The 16,868-nt window shown below is 66.7% G+C and carries 8 protein-coding genes; 6 read left to right on the top strand and 2 right to left on the bottom strand.

What is annotated here, in order from left to right; genetic code table 11:
- Positions 1-125: 125 nt before the first annotated feature.
- The 5 genes from ACM9HJ_RS08650 to ACM9HJ_RS08630 all read left to right on the top strand — a co-directional run bounded on the left by ACM9HJ_RS08650 (position 126) and on the right by ACM9HJ_RS08630 (position 11,766).
- Complete coding sequence (locus tag ACM9HJ_RS08650; RefSeq protein WP_416571306.1) at positions 126-5,012, top strand: alpha-2-macroglobulin family protein; 4,887 nt, start codon at positions 126-128, stop codon at positions 5,010-5,012.
- A 138-nt stretch (positions 5,013-5,150) separates the two neighbouring features.
- A complete protein-coding gene (gene ppa / locus ACM9HJ_RS08645) occupies positions 5,151-5,684 on the top strand; it encodes an inorganic diphosphatase (RefSeq protein ID WP_416571305.1) in 534 nt (177 codons plus the stop codon).
- Between the two features lie 162 nt (positions 5,685-5,846).
- On the top strand, positions 5,847-7,871 hold the full coding sequence (locus ACM9HJ_RS08640) for a Calx-beta domain-containing protein (protein WP_416571343.1): 2,025 nt from the start codon (positions 5,847-5,849) through the stop codon (positions 7,869-7,871).
- A gap of 278 nt (positions 7,872-8,149) precedes the next feature.
- A complete protein-coding gene (locus ACM9HJ_RS08635) occupies positions 8,150-11,347 on the top strand; it encodes a M10 family metallopeptidase C-terminal domain-containing protein (protein WP_416571304.1) in 3,198 nt (1,065 codons plus the stop codon).
- A gap of 77 nt (positions 11,348-11,424) precedes the next feature.
- Positions 11,425-11,766: a DUF4870 family protein gene (locus tag ACM9HJ_RS08630; RefSeq protein WP_416571303.1), complete on the top strand. Its 342-nt coding sequence runs from the start codon at positions 11,425-11,427 to the stop codon at positions 11,764-11,766.
- 58 nt (positions 11,767-11,824) lie between these two features.
- Here ACM9HJ_RS08630 and ACM9HJ_RS08625 read toward each other — a convergent pair whose 3' ends face one another.
- The gene (locus ACM9HJ_RS08625; RefSeq protein ID WP_416571302.1) at positions 11,825-12,847 is read right to left on the bottom strand and encodes a hypothetical protein; all 1,023 of its coding nucleotides are present in this window, start codon (positions 12,845-12,847) and stop codon (positions 11,825-11,827) included.
- A 227-nt stretch (positions 12,848-13,074) separates the two neighbouring features.
- Between ACM9HJ_RS08625 and ACM9HJ_RS08620 the strand changes: the two genes are divergently transcribed.
- On the top strand, positions 13,075-15,786 hold the full coding sequence (locus tag ACM9HJ_RS08620) for a GNAT family N-acetyltransferase (RefSeq protein WP_416571301.1): 2,712 nt from the start codon (positions 13,075-13,077) through the stop codon (positions 15,784-15,786).
- A gap of 143 nt (positions 15,787-15,929) precedes the next feature.
- Here ACM9HJ_RS08620 and murI read toward each other — a convergent pair whose 3' ends face one another.
- Positions 15,930-16,766 (bottom strand): glutamate racemase, encoded by an 837-nt coding sequence (gene murI, locus ACM9HJ_RS08615; protein ID WP_416571300.1) that lies wholly within the window; start codon positions 16,764-16,766, stop codon positions 15,930-15,932.
- Between the last annotated feature and the right edge of the window lie 102 nt (positions 16,767-16,868).

Genomic DNA, 16,868 nt, shown 5'->3' with positions numbered 1-16,868 from the left:
GCGACGATCGGGCAATGAAACGGCTGTGTCGGCGGGGCCAAAACCAACGACCCTGTTGCAAACCACCGGAAAACAATTTCATCTGGCCGTTGTGACGCCATATTCCTGGCGTTCCATGCTATGCCATGTCCCGTCCCGTCCTTCGCCCCCCGATCCAGATGCCGCGCATTTCCGCCCTGCTGTTCGCCACGGGTATTATCCTGGCGCCCGCCGCCCTTGCCGCGCAGGAAGGGGCCCCGCCCCCTGCCGCCCCGCCGGGACCGGCCGCAGGGCCGGAGACGCGTCCGTTCGAACTGACCGGCGTGGAGATCACGGCGGAGCGTGACAGGCCCCAGGCCTGCTTCGCCTTCTCCCGTCCCCTGCCGCGCCAGCGCGGGCGGGTGAACGAACTGGCGCGGTTCATCAGCATCGAGCCGGGCCAGGGCGTTACCATTGCCACCCGCGACCAGAGCCTGTGCCTGGATGGCTTGAAGCATGGCCAGCGCTATGCCGTTACCATCAATGCCGGCCTGCCGGCGGCGGGGGCGAAGGAAAAGCTGGTCGATGCCGTCACCCGCGATCTGGCCGTGCCGGACCGCAAGCCCAGCCTGTCCTTCCGCGGCCAGGGCTATATCCTTCCACGTGTCGGCGGCGACGGCCTGCCGCTGCGCAGCGTCAATGTCGCCCGCGCGCGCCTGACCGTGCTGCGGCTGAATGACCGGGCGCTGGTGGAACAGATCTATTACGGCCGCTCCAACCAGAGCATGACCGATTTCGAGATCGGCGACGTGCTGGACCAGAAGGGCGAGCGCGTCTGGAAGGGCGAGATGGCCATCGGCGGGGAGCGCAACAAGGCAGCCGCCACCCCGTTCCCCATCGATGCGGTGATCGGCACCCTGCCGCCCGGCGTCTATGTCGCGGTGGCCGAAGATGCGGCTCTGTCCTTCCAGGCCTGGGACAAGCGCGCCACGCAATGGTTCGTCGTCTCCGACCTGGGCCTGACCAGTTTCAAGGCCGGCAACGGCCTGTATGTGTTCGCCCGTGGCCTGTCCACGGCCCGGCCGCAGCCCGGTGTCGAACTGCGCCTGGTAGCCCGCGACAAGCGCGAACTGGGCCGCGCCGTCACCGGCCCCGATGGCCTGGCCCGATTCGAGGCGGCGCAGATCGGCGGAGTGAACGAGGCGTCACCCCAGGCTTTGTTCGCGTCCAGCCCCGATGGCGGCTTCTCGCTGCTGGATTTCGGGGCGCCGGCGGTGGAACTGGCCGGCAAGGGCGATGGCGGCCGCGTCGTACCTGGTACTGCCGATACCTATATGTTCCCCGAACGCGGCGCCTATCGTCCCGGCGACCCGGTCTGGCTGACGGCGCTGCTGCGCGACGTGGATGCCAAGGCGCTGTCCGGACAGAAGTTGACCTTCAAGGTGGTCCGCCCCGACGGGTTGGAGGTCGAACGCCGTCTGGTCGATGATGCCGGCGGCGGTGCGCATGTGCTCCGCGCCGAACTGCCGGCCAATGCCCCGCCCGGCCGCTGGACGGCGACGGCGCATCTGGACCCGAACGGTCCTATTGTGGGCCAGACGAAGTTCAATGTCGGTGAGGTGGCACCGGCCCGTGTGGAATTCGCGCTTTCCGCCGATCGCGCCCGCATCGGTGCCGATGGCAAACTGTCCCTGTCGGTCGATGCCCGGTACCTGAATGGCGGGGCCGCCGGTCTGCTGCCGGGTGAGATGACCGTGACCCTGCGCCCCACCGACCGGTCATGGCCGGGGCTGGAGGGCTATCGTTTCGGGCTGGCCCAGCAGGGGCTGGCGCCGGAAAAGCGTACCCTGCCCGGCTTCACCACCGGGGCCGACGGCAAGGTGCAGGTCGCGGCCGACCTGGGCAAGCTGCCGGAAACCAGCCGCCGGATGGAGGCGGTGCTGCGTGCCACCCTGCATGATGTCGGCGGCCGGTCGGTGGAAAAGGAACTGGTGCTGCCGGTGGAGCATCAGCCCTTCGCCCTGGGCCTGAAGCCGAATTTCGGCGGCGATGCGGTGCCGGAGGGGGCCACCGTGTCGGTCGATGTCGCCGCCATCTCCCCCGACGGGCAGAGGATCGCCCGCAACGGCCTGTCCTGGGACCTGTTCGAGGAAGAGTACGATTACGAATGGTACGCGGCCGATGGCCGCTGGGAATACCGCACCATCGTCAAGGATCGCCGCCTGACCGGCGGCAGCATCAATATCGACGCCGGCAAGCCGGCCAGCATCGAGGAACAGGTCCGCGCCGGCCGTTACCGGCTGGAACTGTTCGACCCGGCCACGGGCATCGCCTCGTCGCTCCGCTTTTCCGCCGGCTGGTGGGTATCGGCCAAGCTGGGCGATACGCCCGACGCGGTGGAGGTGAAGGTCCAGGACCCGCTGCACAAGCCGGGTGAAAAGGTTCGCGTCTTCGTGCGCCCGCCCTATGCCGGCACCGTGGTCCTGGCCCTGGCCGACCGGTCCATCCGCCATACGCTGGTCAGCGAGATCGGAACGGAGGGCGCCTTCGTCGAGCTGCCGCTGCCCGCCGACCTGACGGCCGGTGCCTATGTTCTGGCCACCGCGTTTGCACCGGCCGATGCCGGCAGCCGCACGCCGCCGCGCCGCGCGCTGGGCATGGGCTGGGTCGCCGTCGATCCGGCCGACCGGTCGCTGTCTGTCGCCATCGGTGAACAGCCGGCCGTGCATCCGCGCGGGTCGGCCCATCTGCCCGTCACCGTGGCGGGGGCGGAACCGGGTTCGACCGTGCGCCTGCTGGTCACCGCCGTGGATGAGGGCGTGGCCCGCCTGCCGGAGACCCAATCCGTCGATCCCGTCGGCTGGTTCCTGGGCAAGCGCCGGCTGGCCGTGGAACTGCGCGATGTCTATGGCCGCCTGGTTGGCCCGAACGAGGGCGGGGCCGCCCCGGCACCCGCCAATGGCAATGACGGCAAGGGTACCCGCGTCACCACGGCACCGCGTTCCGGGCCGGTGACGGCGCTGCATTCCGGCGTGGTCACCGTGGGTGCCGACGGCAAGGCCGATGTCACCCTGGTCCTGCCCGACATGGCCGGCCGCCTGTCCCTGACCGCCATGGCCTGGACCGATGCCAAGGTCGGCGTCGGCAAGGGGTCGCTGGAGGTGCGCGACGATATCGCCACCGACATGACCCTGCCGGGCTTCCTGGCGCCGGGCGACCGGGCGCGCATCACGCTGGGCCTGGAAAACCTGTCCGGCCCGGTGCGCGGCGCCTACAAGGTGTCGTTGACCGCCGAAGGCCCGGTGAAGCTGGAGGGCGGCAAGGCCGACACCAGCTTCCAGGGTCTGGCGCGGGCCAAGAAGGTCACGCTGGACCGCACGCTGGTGGCCGGCGATCCTGGCTATGGCGTGCTGGTGGTCAATATCACGGGGCCGGAAGGCTACAGCCTGACCCGCCGCTTCCCCATCAATATCCGCCCGGCCCATGCTGTCGCGGCCACCCAGGCGCGCGGCACCATCGCCCCCAACCAGACGGCCAGCCTGACGGCACCCAAGCCGGATGGCGCCATCGCCGGCACCTCGTGGAAGCTGGCCATGGCCGGCACGCGGGAACCGTTGGACGCGCTGTCGCATCTGCTGCTGATCGATGCACGGCCCTTCGGGTCCGCCGACCAGATCGCCGCCCGCCTGCTGCCCCTGCCCGGTGCCAATGATTGGCTGAAGGGTCTGGGTCTGCCGGCCGATGAAAAGCTCAAAGCCAAGGCCGACGATCTGGTGGAACGGCTGATCGGCCGCCAGCGGGCGGACGGCGCCTTCTCGCTCTGGGCCCATGACGGGGCCGCCGATCCCTGGCTGACCGCCTTCGCGCTGGATGTGCTGACCCGTTCGCGCGAAGCCGGGTTCACTGTGCCGGAGGATGGTTATCGCCGGGGCATGGACTGGCTGGTCCGTTCCATCGGCAACAGCTGGGTGGAGGATGCGGAGCTGCCGGCGCGGGCCTATGCGCTGTATGTCGCCGCGCGCGCGCGGGCCATCGACGCCACGCCGCTGCGTTTCTTCCAGGAGACGTTCCAGGCCCGCGTGCCCACCCGCCTGGCCCGCGCCCAGATCGCCGCCGCCTTCGCCATCCTGGGTGACGGGCAGCGGGCGGGCGACATCCTGGCCAAGCTGGATGAGCCGTTGCCGGTTGCCGTCGGCATCCGCGATTTCGGTTCCCCCCTGCGTGACCGCGCCGCCACCCTGGCGTTGCTGATCGCCGCCAATGCCGATCCCGCCCGCATCCAGGCGGAAGAAACGGCGCTGGCCGCCATGCTGCGCGATCCGGCGCTGGTGGCCACGCAGGAACGCGCCTGGCTGCTGCTGGCCGCACAGGCGCTGGCCACGCGCGGCACGGCACTGAACCTGACTGTCGATGGCCAGCCGGTGACCGGCGACCGTCCGCTGCTGCGGCCGCTGGCCGAAGGGGCGCTCCTGTCCGTCGCCAATCGCGGTGAGCAGCCGGTGCGCACCCTGACCACCACAGCCGGCATCCTGTCCACGCCGGACAAGGCGGAAGCCGCTGGTGGCCTGACGCTGACCCGGCAGTTCAAGGATGGCAAGGGCCGCCCCGCCAACCTGAAGTCCATCCGTGCCGGCGACCTGCTGGTCGTGGTGCTGGAGGGCAAGGCTGAACAGCCGCTGACCGGCCCGCTGCTGCTGATCGATCCGCTGCCCGCGGGCCTGGTGGTGGAGAATGTGCGTCTGGCCGGCAGCGCGCAACTGGGCGACCTGTCCTGGCTGGGCACCCTGTCGGAGGCGGCGTTGGTGGAGTTCCGCGACGACCGGTTCGTGGCGGCCCTGGACGGCATGCCGGACAATGGCAATTTCCGTCTGGTCTATCTGGCGCGTGCCGTGACCCAGGGCAGCTTCACCCTGCCGTCGGCCCGGCTGGACGACCTGATCGATGGCGGCCGCTATGCCCGCACGGCGGCCGGCAGCCTGACTGTCCTGCCCCCGGCACCGGTGGCAGCACCGCCCGCACCCGTCCCGCAAGCGGCGCCGCCCCCGGCACCGTGACCCGGATCGGGCCTACGACCTTGGTAGATGCGGCGGAAATGCACAGGGGACCATCCTTCCGGAACCTTCATTTCGCACCTGCACTCGGCTAGGATCGCCGCGATTTACCACTGTTCAGTTGCCAAGAAGGCCCGTGCCATGGACATCACCAAGATCCCCGTCGGCAAGAACCCGCCCTGGGACATCAATGTCGTCATCGAGATCCCGCAGGGCGGCCAGCCCGTGAAGTACGAGCTGGACAAGGACAGCGGCGCGCTCTACGTCGACCGTTTCCTGCACACCGCCATGTTCTATCCGGCCAATTACGGCTTCGTGCCGCACAGCCTGGCCCTGGATGGCGACCCGATCGACGTGATGGTGGTGGGCACGACCCCCGTGGTCCCCGGCGTCGTCCTGCGCTCGCGCCCCATCGGCGTGCTGATCATGGAAGACGACGCGGGCATGGATGAGAAGATCCTGGCCGTGCCGGTGGACAAGCTGCACCCGTTCTACAAGGACATCACCAGCTACCGTCAGCTGCCGCAGATCCTGGTCGAGCAGATCGCCCACTTCTTCGAGCATTACAAGGATCTGGAGCACGGCAAGTGGGTCCGCATCGTCCGCTGGGACGAGGCCGACGTCGCTGCCAAGCTGATCGAGGAAAGCGTGGAGCGGTTCCAGAAGGAAGGCTGAGCCTTTCCGCTGGCACCAGCACTGCGAACTTGCAAAGGCCGGGCGGCAGCGCCCGGCCTTTGTCATATAAAGGTGCGCAATTTCTTAAAATCGCTCCAACCTATATGCGTCTTTCAAGTGGTGATAGGATCATAGACCTTAAATCGACGACAGGAAGATGTCATACCGGCTCTGACGGGTACGTCCAACGGGGACACGCTGGTGGGTGGCGTTGAGGGTGACACGATCACCGGCCTGGGTGGAAACGACAACCTGGACGGCAGTACCGGGGATGACCAGATCGACGGCGGCGAAGGTAACGACTTCCTGTACGGTGGTTTTGGCACCGACACGCTGATCAGCAGCCTGGGCGACGATACGATATTTGGCGACGCCGGCAATGACAGCATCCAGGGCGGCGACGGCAACGACCTGGTCGTGGATTTCAGCGGTGCCAACCGGATCGACGGGGGCGCCGGCAATGATGAATTCCGTATCTACGCCTCCGGCAACACCATCACGGGTGGCAGTGGCGTCGATACGATCCAGTTCCACAACGTCACCTCCGGCGCGGTCAGCATCGTCACCGACTTCACGGCCGGTGCCGGCGGCGACATCGTTGACATGCTGCCGTCCGGCACCAACGTCTTCGCGGACACTCTTGGCGGCAACCTGTTCGACAACCACCTGCGGCTGGTGCAGAACGGGGCCGACACGGTGCTGGAGGCCGATTATGACGGCGGGATGAACCTGTTCGGTTATAGCTTCACGCCGATCCTGCGCATGACCGGCGTGCAGGCCGGCAGCCTGACCGCCTATAATTTCAAGGGCTTGGCGCCACTTTCTACCATCGTCCATTCCCTGACGGGAGGGGCCGGCAATGATCGCCTGGATGGGTTTGGCGGTAACGATACGCTGGATGGCGGGGCCGGCAACGATATGCTGGCCGGGGGCGCTGGCAACGACCGGCTGACCGGTGGGGCGGGCATCGACGTCGCCTTGTTCACCGATATCCGGGCACGCTACACGATTACCAGGCAAAACGAGCTGACGATCGTCCGCCACGCTTCCGGCGAGATAGACATCCTGAACGGTGTCGAATATCTGGCATTCACGGACCAGACGATCTCGACCGCCGTACCGACCCTATCCTTCACCGGGGGCGCGGTGAAGGAGGGGGCGTCCGGCACGGCTTCCCTGCTTTATACGGTCACGTTGTCGGAGGCATCGTTCGCACCTGTCACCTTCACGGCGCACAGGTCGGGTGGCACAGCGATGGCGGGCAGTGACTATAGCTTTGTGAACCATGCCATCACCATCGCAGCCGGTGCGACCTCTGCCACCATCGAGGTGCTGGTGAGCGGCGACACCAAGGCGGAGGCGGACGAGACCGTCATCCTGACCCTGTCGAATGTCAGCGGAGCCACCCTGGTCGGTGGTGGCAATATCGGTGGCACGATCAGTGCCACTGGAAAAATCCTGGACGATGATAGCGCCGCCGCCTTCACACTCGCCGCCTACCGCGCCCTGAACCCCGACCTGATATCCGCTTTCGGCACCGATGACGCCGCCTATGTCCGCCATTACATCACCAACGGCAAGGCGGAAGGCCGGGCCACCAGCGGGTTCGACGCCGAGGCCTATGCGGCACTGAATCCCGACCTTTACACTGCCTTCGGTCTGAATGCCGATGCCCTGGCCAGCCATTACCGCACGAATGGCAAGGCGGAGGGACGGCTGGCCGAAGGGTTCGATGCCGATGCCTATGCCGCGCTGAACCCCGACCTGTTCACCGCGTTCGGTACCAACCATGCCACCCTGATCAGCCATTATATCAGCAACGGCCGGGCGGAAGGACGGGTGGCCACGGGCTTCGATGTCGAGGCCTATGCCGCCCAGAACGGCGACCTGTACCGGGCTTTCGGTCTGAACGCGGCCAGCCTGATCGACCATTACATCAAGAACGGCCGGGCCGAGGGCCGTCCGGTCGACGGGTTCGATGCGGAAACCTATGCGGCCCTGAACCCCGATCTGTTCAGCGCCTTCGGGCTGAACCACAGCGCCCTGATCAGCCACTATATCAGCAATGGCAAGGCGGAGGGACGGCCGGCCTTCACCGAGAATTCCACCCCTGCCGCGGCCCCATGGCCCTGCTGGGCCTGCTGGATGACGGGTTCTGACCCAACCATTCATACCGTGTCCCGGTGATCGTAACCGATCACCGGGCTTCAATCGCCAGCGCCGCCATCCGGCGGCTTGGCTACGCCGCACGTGCGGCGCGGCGGCAGTCGCCGCCGTACCAGATCCCGATGAGCTTCACTCACCGGGATCTGGTATCACGCGCATTTCCGCATGGGCCGGGCGGCGACGCCCGGCCTTTTTGCTGCCTGCAGGGCCGTTGTCACGGCTTTGACTCGCCCCCGTCCGCCATAATCCCGTTTAGAGGATGGCGCCAAAGGCGGCGTCCAGCAGATGGGGAGGCGGCATTGGCCAGCATCATCGGCGGGAGCAATCCCGAAGCCCTGACAGGGGACGCCGCGCATGACAGCATCCATGGCGGCGGCGGCAACGATACCCTGCGCGGCGGGGCCGGCAATGACACGCTGGTGGGTGGGGAAGGCTGGGACGCGCTGTTCGGGGAGGCGGGCGACGATGTGCTGATCGGCGGGTCGTTCGACACGCTGACCGGCGGAGCGGGCCGCGACCTGTTCGTGCCACGGGCCGAGGGCCAGGATTATTTCGCACCTCCGTCGGTGATCACCGACTTCACCCAGGGTGAGGACCGGATCGACCTGTCGGCGACCGGCATCAGCGACTTCGCCACCGCCCGCCTGTTCCTGCGGGAGGAGAGTGCGGACAATACGCGGTTCGAACTGCGCGCCACCAACGGTTACGCCGCGCTGATCATCAACCGGCCGCTCTCCACCCTGACCGCTGCCGATTTCGTGTTCGCGGCCGATAGTGGTGCCCGCAACTTGGTTGGAGGGACCGGACCGGACGATCTGGTGGGCGGGTCGGGCAACGACACGCTGGATGGCAGCCTGGGCGATGACAGCATGATCGGCGGGGCCGGCAATGACCGGCTGGTGCTGCGCGGCGGGTTCGATGATGCGCGCGGCGGGGCGGGACAGGATGTCTTCGTCCCGGCAGCGGCCGGCGGGTTCAGCACCCACCGCATCCTGGATTTCACGCCGGGCACCGACAAGATCGACCTCACCGCCTATGGTATCGGCAGCTGGAATGCCGTCAGCTTCCTGTTCAATTCCGACTATAACGGCACCGACAGTTCGGCCATCAACCTGATGCGCGGCGGACAGACCACACTGGTGTTCGACGGCGTGGAACGGTCGCGGGTGGTGCCGGCCGATTTCATCTTCGCCAACATCACCACGCCGCTGGAGCTTTATGGCGGGTTCCAGACCGACCTGTTCGGCGGGCGGGCCAATGACCGGTTGCATGGCGGCACCTTCGCCGAGCGCATGTTCGGCGAACAGGGGGACGACATCCTCTATTCCGGCGGCGGGCAGGAGACGATGTCTGGCGGGCTGGGGCGCGACATTTTCGTGCTGGCCGACCTCAACTCCCCGGCCACCACCACCATCGTGGATTTCCAGCAGGGGCTGGACAAGATCGACATCTCCGCCATGGGCATCGCCAGCTTCGACATGCTGCGCACCATCATGGGGCTGACGCCGGGCACCAACGGCACCTTCAATGTCGGCAACACCCTGCTCAGCCTGAACATCACCCGCGATCGGCTGCGCGCCGATGATTTCACCTATGCCGCCGACCAGCCGGGACGGCAGCTGGTGTCCAGCGGCGGCAATGGCGGGCTGATCGGGGCGGCGGGCAATGACACGCTGATCGGCGGGGCCGTATCGGAACGGCTGCTGGGCGGGGATGGCGATGATGTGCTGATGGACCAGGGCAGCCCGATCTATAGCGGCAACAATGACACGATGGTCGGCGGGGCGGGGCGCGACAGTTTCATCATCACCTATATGGACGGGCGCGACGTCATCACCGACTTCACGCCGGGCAGCGACCGGCTGGACCTGTCCGCCCTGGGCATCAGCAGTTTCGAGACCTTCCTGCTGCTGGCCGAATCGGCGCGGGTCAACGGCGTGGCCACCACCTTCATCCGCAGCACCCTGCCCTGGGATGTGGGCGGCGGAGTGGCGCTGCGCACTGATCGCGGCCTTATCACACCCGCCGACATCGTGCTGGCCACCCAGACCAGTGCCGTGACGCGCGAGACCGACGGCAGCACCGCATCCGACCTGTTCGGCGGATCGGCCGGCGATATCCTGCGCGGCAATGTCGGGGTCAACCGCCTGTTCGGAGAGGGGGGCGACGACACGCTGACCGGCGGGGGCGGCAATGACCGGCTTTATGGCGGGGCCGGCACCGACACGGCGCTCTTCAGTGGCAATTCCACCACCTACACCGTCACCACCATCAATGGCATCACGACGGTCCGCCATGGCGGCGGGGTGGATGGCACCGACATCCTGGTCGGGGTGGAAAGGCTGCAATTTGCCGACCGGGTGGTGACGGTCGCCACCACCAATGTCCCCATCCTGACCATCGATGGCGGCTACGCGCCGGAGGGCAACCGGGGCGATACGCCGATCATCGTCGATGGGCGGGTGGTCGGCATGCCCACGACGAATGCCACACCGCTGAACCTGCTCTATACCGTGAACCTGTCCACTGTCGCGGCGGAACCGGTGCGCTTCACCTTCACCGCCCAGGCGGAAAGCGCCTCCACGCCCCTGTTCACCGGCAGCTTCACCATCGCCGCCGGGGCGACCAGCACATTGATCAGGGTGCCTTACGAGCTGGGCGATACGGTACGGGGAACGGATGCCCGCATCATCGGCACAGTCAGCACGGTACAAGGCGCCCTGCTGACCACCGGCGGCGACAGCGCCCGCAACGCCTTCACCGTGCTGAACGATGATTTCCAGGCGGATTTCAGCCTGTCGGCCTATCGCGCCATGAATGGCGACCTGGACCGGTTCTTCGGCGGCGACGATGCGCGCCTGCTGTCGCATTACATCACCAATGGCAGGGCAGAAGGGCGCATCGCCCAGGGTTTCGATGCGGAGGCCTATGCCGCGCAGAACCCGGACCTGTACCGCCTGTTCGGGCTGAACGAAGCGGCGCTGCGCCAGCATTACATCGGCAACGGCGTTTATGAGGGGCGGCCGGCGGACGGGTTCGACGCGGTCGCCTATGCGGCCCTTAACCCCGACCTGTTCAACGCCTTCGGGCTGAGCCGCCAGGTGCTGGTCGAACATTACATGTTCCATGGCAACGGCGAGGGGCGGCTGGCATCCGGCTTCGATGCGGAGGCCTATGCCGCCCTGAACCCCGACCTGTTCGCCGCCTTCGGGTTGAACGAACAGGCGCTGGTGGCGCATTTCATCAATAATGGCAGGGCGGAGGGACGGGCCACGCTGGGCTTCAGTGCCGAGGCCTATGCCGCCCTGAATGGCGACCTGTTCGCCGCCTTCGGCCTGGACCATGCCGCCCTGGTCCGGCATTTCATCACCAATGGAAGGGCGGAGGGGCGGTTGGCCTACAGCCTGGATGGCGGCGTCCCCGATGCCCCGCCCACGGATCTGGCCATCCTGGGGTCCGCCAGCAACTGGGGGCCGGACAATGGCGGCTACTGGTGACGGCAAGGCCCCACTTGCATCGCCGGTCGCAAAAGGTTTCCATGGCGGCTTGCAACCAGGACAAGTAGGGGTAAGCCATGGATTATTCGGACGAGGGGCGGCACAGAAGCGCGCGCATGCTGGTGGTGATCATCAACCTGCTGACCATCGTGGGTTTCGGCCTGATCGGTGTGATCATCGCCTATCTGAAGCGGGCAGACGTACGCGGCACCCTGTGGGAGACGCATTTCACCTATTACATCCGCGGTTTCTGGCTGGGCGTGCTGGGCCTGTGCATCGGCTTCGTCACCACCTTCATCTTCATCGGCGTGCTGGTCATCTTCATCGTCAGCATCTGGTGGCTGATCCGGTCGATCAACAGCCTGCTGAAAGCCATCGACGACCGGCCCATGCCCGATCCGGAAACGCTGCTGTTCTGATCCGCTCCGGCCCTGCCCGATCCGGGTGACAGGGCCGGTAGGCTTCGTCACCGCCCGTTCACGCGATGGGGGCGAAGCCGATCAGGCCGGCGGCGTAGTCGTACATGTAGAGATGGCTGCGCAGCGGGTGGATGCCGACATTCACCTTGTAGGGATCGGCCGCGTTGGTCGACTGGCCCAGATAGACCACATCCGCCGGCGTCTCCGGCGGGGTCGTTGCCGCCGGGCTGTCCACCGTGAACGTATAGGACAGCAGCTGCGCACCGCCCAGTCCCAGCAGCTCGATGCCGATCTGCGTGCCGATATTGGGCACGAACTGCCGCTGCCCGGTGCCGCTTTCCAGCGCATTGGCCGGGATGAAGCTGTCAGGCGCCACCATCAGCATCTGGTTGATGCCGGTATCCATCATGAAATTGGCGCTGGCGCTGGCTGGCTGTGCCTCACCGCTGCCCTTCAGGGTCAACGTGGTCTGCGGCGGTGACCAGATCGGGCTGGACTGCCAGTTCATGGGCACCTGGTTGGTCTGGGCCGGTTCCAGCGGGAGCTCCGTCGGCGTCACCAGCTGCACATAATGGAAGCCCGGAAAGCCCAGATCGGTATGGTCGGCGCCGATGATCGCCGCCTGCTGCGTCAGCACGAAGCTCTGCGTCAGCGGCTGCTTCTGGTCATCCACCGTGACATAGGCGTTCAACAGCGCGTTGTAGGCCGGGTAGGAGGCCTGCGCCGCCACGCCCATCATGCCACCGCCGAAATCGGCCGGATCGTTGATGACCAGCACCATGCAGTTGCTGTCGATGGTTTTGCCCGAGGGCGTGTCGATCAGGCTGATGGGCAGGAAGTACCAGGTGCCCGACCGGATATTGTTCGACGGCAGGTAATGCATCTGGCCCGGCCCGAAGCAGGGATAGTCGTTCAGGTTCAGGTTCGAGGGCAGATAGTTCTGCCCGATGATCATGCCGCAGGAACCGCTATCCAACTGGAACGTGTGCGGCGCGCTGCCGGCCACGCTGGCCTGCACGAAGAAGCCGCCCTGGTCCACGTCGGAACTCTTGTACCCGAAGGAGAAAGTGGTGCCGCCCATATCCCATACTCCCGAAGCGTTAGGTGATTGGTCATAAGCCAGATAACCCGTTTTCCGGGTATTGGCACGGCATTTCTTAGTTAATGCACCCGCTTAGGATGTAAACCGTGGGTGAATGATGCGGGCGATTGACCCATGTCATCGCCCGTCCTTGGTCGCGGTTTATGGTGGCGCCGCTTCCTGGCATGCTGCCGGGGTGGCATGACCCCGTAGCCCGAGGAGCCCCCATGACCATCCGCAACCTGAACAGCCTGTTCAAGCCCGCATCGGTCGCCCTGATCGGGGCCAGCCGGCGGGAGAAATCGGTGGGCCAGGTGGTGGCCCGCAACCTGTTCAATGCCGGGTTCGACGGGCCGATCATGCCGGTGAACCCGCGCGAACGGTCGATCGAGGGGGTGTTGGCCTACCCATCGGTTTCCGACCTGCCGATCACACCGGAGCTGGCGATCATCGCCACCCCGCCCGCCACGGTGCCGGGCCTGATCGCCGAGCTGGGCGCACGCGGCACCAAGGCCGCCGTGGTCATCACCGCCGGTTTCGGCGAGATGGGGGAAGAGGGCAAGAAGTTGCAGCAGGCCGTGCTGGACGCCGCGCGCCCGCATCTGCTGCGCATCATCGGGCCGAACTGCCTCGGCATCATGGTGCCGGGCCAGGGGCTGAATGCCAGCTTCTGCCATGTGCCGCCGCTGAAGGGCGACATCGCCCTGGTGGCGCAGTCGGGAGCCGTGGTCACCAGCATCGTCGACTGGGCCACGCCGCGCGGCATCGGCTTCTCCCACCTCGTCTCGCTGGGGTCCAAGGCCGACGTGGATTTCGGCGACATGCTGGATTACCTGGCCCAGGACGGGTCGGTGCGGGCCATCCTGCTTTATGTGGAAGCCATCACCAGTGCGCGCAAATTCATGTCCGCCGCCCGCACCGCCGCCCGGTCCAAGCCGGTGATCGTCATCAAGGCCGGGCGCAGCGAGGAAGGGTCGCGCGCCGCCAGTTCGCATACCGGTGCGCTCGCCGGGGCCGATGCCGTCTATGACGCCGCCTTCCGCCGCGCCGGCATGCTGCGCGTGGGGGAGTTGGACGAGTTGTTCGCCGCGGTGGAGACGCTGGCCACCGGTGTGCAGATCAGTGGCGACCGGTTGGCCATCGTCACCAATGGCGGTGGCGTGGGCGTGCTGGCCACCGATACGCTGATCGCCGGCGGCGGCAAGCTGGCCAAGCTGGCGCCGGAGACGCTGGAGGGCCTGTCCAAGGTGCTGCCGCCGACCTGGAGCCATGACAACCCGGTGGATATTATCGGCGATGCCGACGGCAAGCGTTACGCCGACGCGCTGAAACTGGTCATGGCCGACAAGAACATCGACGGCGTGCTGGTGCTGAACTGCCCCACGGCGGTGGCCGACGGGCGCGATGCCGCCCAGGCCGTGGCCGATCTGGTGCGCGACCAGAACAGCCGGGCCGGCGGCGGGCGCAAGCTGCCCGTGCTGGCCAGCTGGCTGGGCGAACAGCAGGCGGCACCGTCGCGCAAACTGCTGGACCAGGCCCGCATCCCGCATTACCAGACGCCCAACCAGGCGGTCCGCGCCTTCCTGCATCTGGTGCAGTACAAGCGCAACCAGGAACTGCTGATGGAAATGCCGGCCAGCGTGCCGGAACAGTTCGATGTGGATATGGCCGCCGTCCGCCCGATCATCGACCAGGCCCTGGCCGAAGGGCGCGGCTGGCTGTCGGAGTTCGAGGCCAAGGAGGTCTTGCGCGCCTATGGCATCCCCTGCGTGCAGACCGTGATCGCCGCCACCCCGGCGGAAGCGGAACGGGCGGCCAAGCGCATCGGCGGGCGCATCGCCCTGAAGATCCTGTCCCACGACATCACCCACAAGTCGGACATGGGCGGGGTATCGCTGAACCTGCTGCCGACCCAGGTCTGGGCGGAGGCCGAGGCCATGCATGAGCGCATCCGGAGCGCCATGCCCGAGGCTCGGATCGAAGGCTATACGGTGCAGGAAATGGCGCACCGGCCGGGTGCCCAGGAACTGATCCTGGGCATGGTGGATGATGCGCTGTTCGGGCCCGTCATCCTGTTCGGGGCCGGCGGTGTGGCTGTGGAGGTGCTGGACGACAAGGCCCTGGCCCTGCCGCCGCTCAACATGAACCTGGCGCATGAGGCCATGGCGCGCACCCGCATCTACAAGCTGCTGCGCGGGTACCGCCACATGGCCTGTGCTGACCTGGATGCCGTGGCGCTGGCCATGACCAAGGTCAGCCAGCTGATCATCGATTTCCCGGAAATCAGCGAGCTGGACATCAACCCGCTCTATGCCGACGAGGCCGGGGTGCTGGCCCTGGATGGCCGCATCAAGGTGAAGCCGCTGACCGAACGGTCGCTGAAACGGCTGGCCATCCGGGCATACCCTAAGAAGCTGGCGCACAGCATCCAGCTGCGGTCCGGCCGGGAATTCCTGGTCCGCCCCATCCGGCCGGAGGATGAACCGGCCATCCATGACATGATCGCCGCCACCAGTGTGGAGGATCTGCGCCTGCGCTTCTTCGCGCCGCTGCGCCGCCTGTCGCACCAGATGGCGGCCCGCCTGACCCAGATCGACTATGACCGGGAAATGGCGCTGGTCGCCATCCCGACGGACCAGATGCAGGATGACCAGCCCGGCCCGATCTTCGGCGTGGTCCGCATCACCGCCGATCCAGACAATGAACGGGCCGAATATGCCGTGCTGGTGCGCAGCGACATGAAGGGCAAGGGCCTGGGGTCGCGCCTGATGCGCGAGATCCTGGCCTATGCGCAAAGCCGTGGCATCCATGAGGTGTTCGGCGAGGTGCTGCGGGAGAATGCCGGGATGCTGGGCCTGTGCCGCGACCTGGGCTTCACCCTGCATGACAGTGCCGAGGATCACGGGATTGTGGAGGTGAGTTACCGGTTCGGGAAGTGAATGCGCCCTCTCTACCCTGCCCTCCCCCTTTGATGGGGGAGGGAGAGGGTGGCAGCCGAACATCCGGCGTTGTTCCCTCTCCCTCCCAAGCCATCCGGCTTGGGTCCCTCCCTCTCCCGCAAGCGGGATAGGGCGAAAGAACGTCACACCCGCTCGAACCGGGCCGGCTTGCCGAAGAAGCGGGTGGCGAGTGTGGTGATCCGGTCCGCATCGCCGGTGGTGATGAATTTCACCTCACCCCGGCCGGGCTGGTCGAATTCCGGGTGGCGGTCCAGATAGGCGCGCAGGCTCTTGGCCGTCAGGTCGGGTTGCGACAGCACTTCCACCCCCGCCGGCAGGTTGGCGATGAACAGGTCGGCCACCAGCGGATAATGGGTGCAGCCCAGCATCACCGCCTGCGGCACCACCCCGTCCAGCTGGATCATCAGCCCATCGACATAGCGGCGCACCGCATCCTCAAGCTGGATACGCGACGCGTCATGTTCGATCAGCGGGACCAGTTCGGGGCAGGCCTGCTGCACCACCCTTACCTCCGGCGCCCGCGCCGCGATCTCGCGCGGATAGGCGCCGCTATCCACCGTGCGGCTGGTGGCGAAGATGCCGATGGTCCGCGCCTCCCCCGCCTGACGGCTGGCGGCCACGTCCGCCATCCAGGGCACACCCGTCACCGCCTCTACCATGGGCACCAGCACACCCAGCACGCGGCGTCCGGGCCAGGCATGGTCCAGCCAAGTCTGTTGCAGCCGGCGCAGCGCCACGGCCGAGGCGGTGTTACAGGCGACGATGATCAGCCGCGCGCCGCGTTCGAACAGGCGCGACATGCCGGCCAGGGTCAGGTGGTAGATCTCTTCCGGCGGACGGTCGCCATAGGGCGCGTCGGCATGGTCGCCCAGATAAAGGAAATCGTGCGCGGGCAGGCTTTGATGCAGGGCGCGCAGCACCGTCAGCCCGCCATGACCCGAATCAAACACGCCGATCATTCGAAAACCCATCCCCGAAACCTGTATGCGCTGTTTAGCACGGGTTTGGGGCGATGAAAGGGCATTTCCGCCGCTTGCAAGCCGGCGCGCGCTGTGCCTAAC

This window comes from Niveispirillum sp. KHB5.9 (assembly GCF_048066115.1).
Classification (GTDB): Bacteria; Pseudomonadota; Alphaproteobacteria; order Azospirillales; family Azospirillaceae; genus Niveispirillum.
Note: the sequence above shows the minus strand (reverse complement) of the source record. Positions and strands in the feature narration are given on the sequence as shown.

What these genes read in the sequence shown, in the direction of transcription:
- ACM9HJ_RS08650 (WP_416571306.1), top strand. Translation starts at nt 126, where the DNA reads ATGTCCCGTCCCGTCCTTCGCCCCCCGATCCAGATGCCGCGCATTTCC.
- ppa (WP_416571305.1), top strand. Translation starts at nt 5,151, where the DNA reads ATGGACATCACCAAGATCCCCGTCGGCAAGAACCCGCCCTGGGACATC.
- ACM9HJ_RS08630 (WP_416571303.1), top strand. Translation starts at nt 11,425, where the DNA reads ATGGATTATTCGGACGAGGGGCGGCACAGAAGCGCGCGCATGCTGGTG.
- ACM9HJ_RS08625 (WP_416571302.1), bottom strand. Translation starts at nt 12,847, where the DNA reads ATGGGCGGCACCACTTTCTCCTTCGGGTACAAGAGTTCCGACGTGGAC.
- ACM9HJ_RS08620 (WP_416571301.1), top strand. Translation starts at nt 13,075, where the DNA reads ATGACCATCCGCAACCTGAACAGCCTGTTCAAGCCCGCATCGGTCGCC.
- murI (WP_416571300.1), bottom strand. Translation starts at nt 16,766, where the DNA reads ATGATCGGCGTGTTTGATTCGGGTCATGGCGGGCTGACGGTGCTGCGC.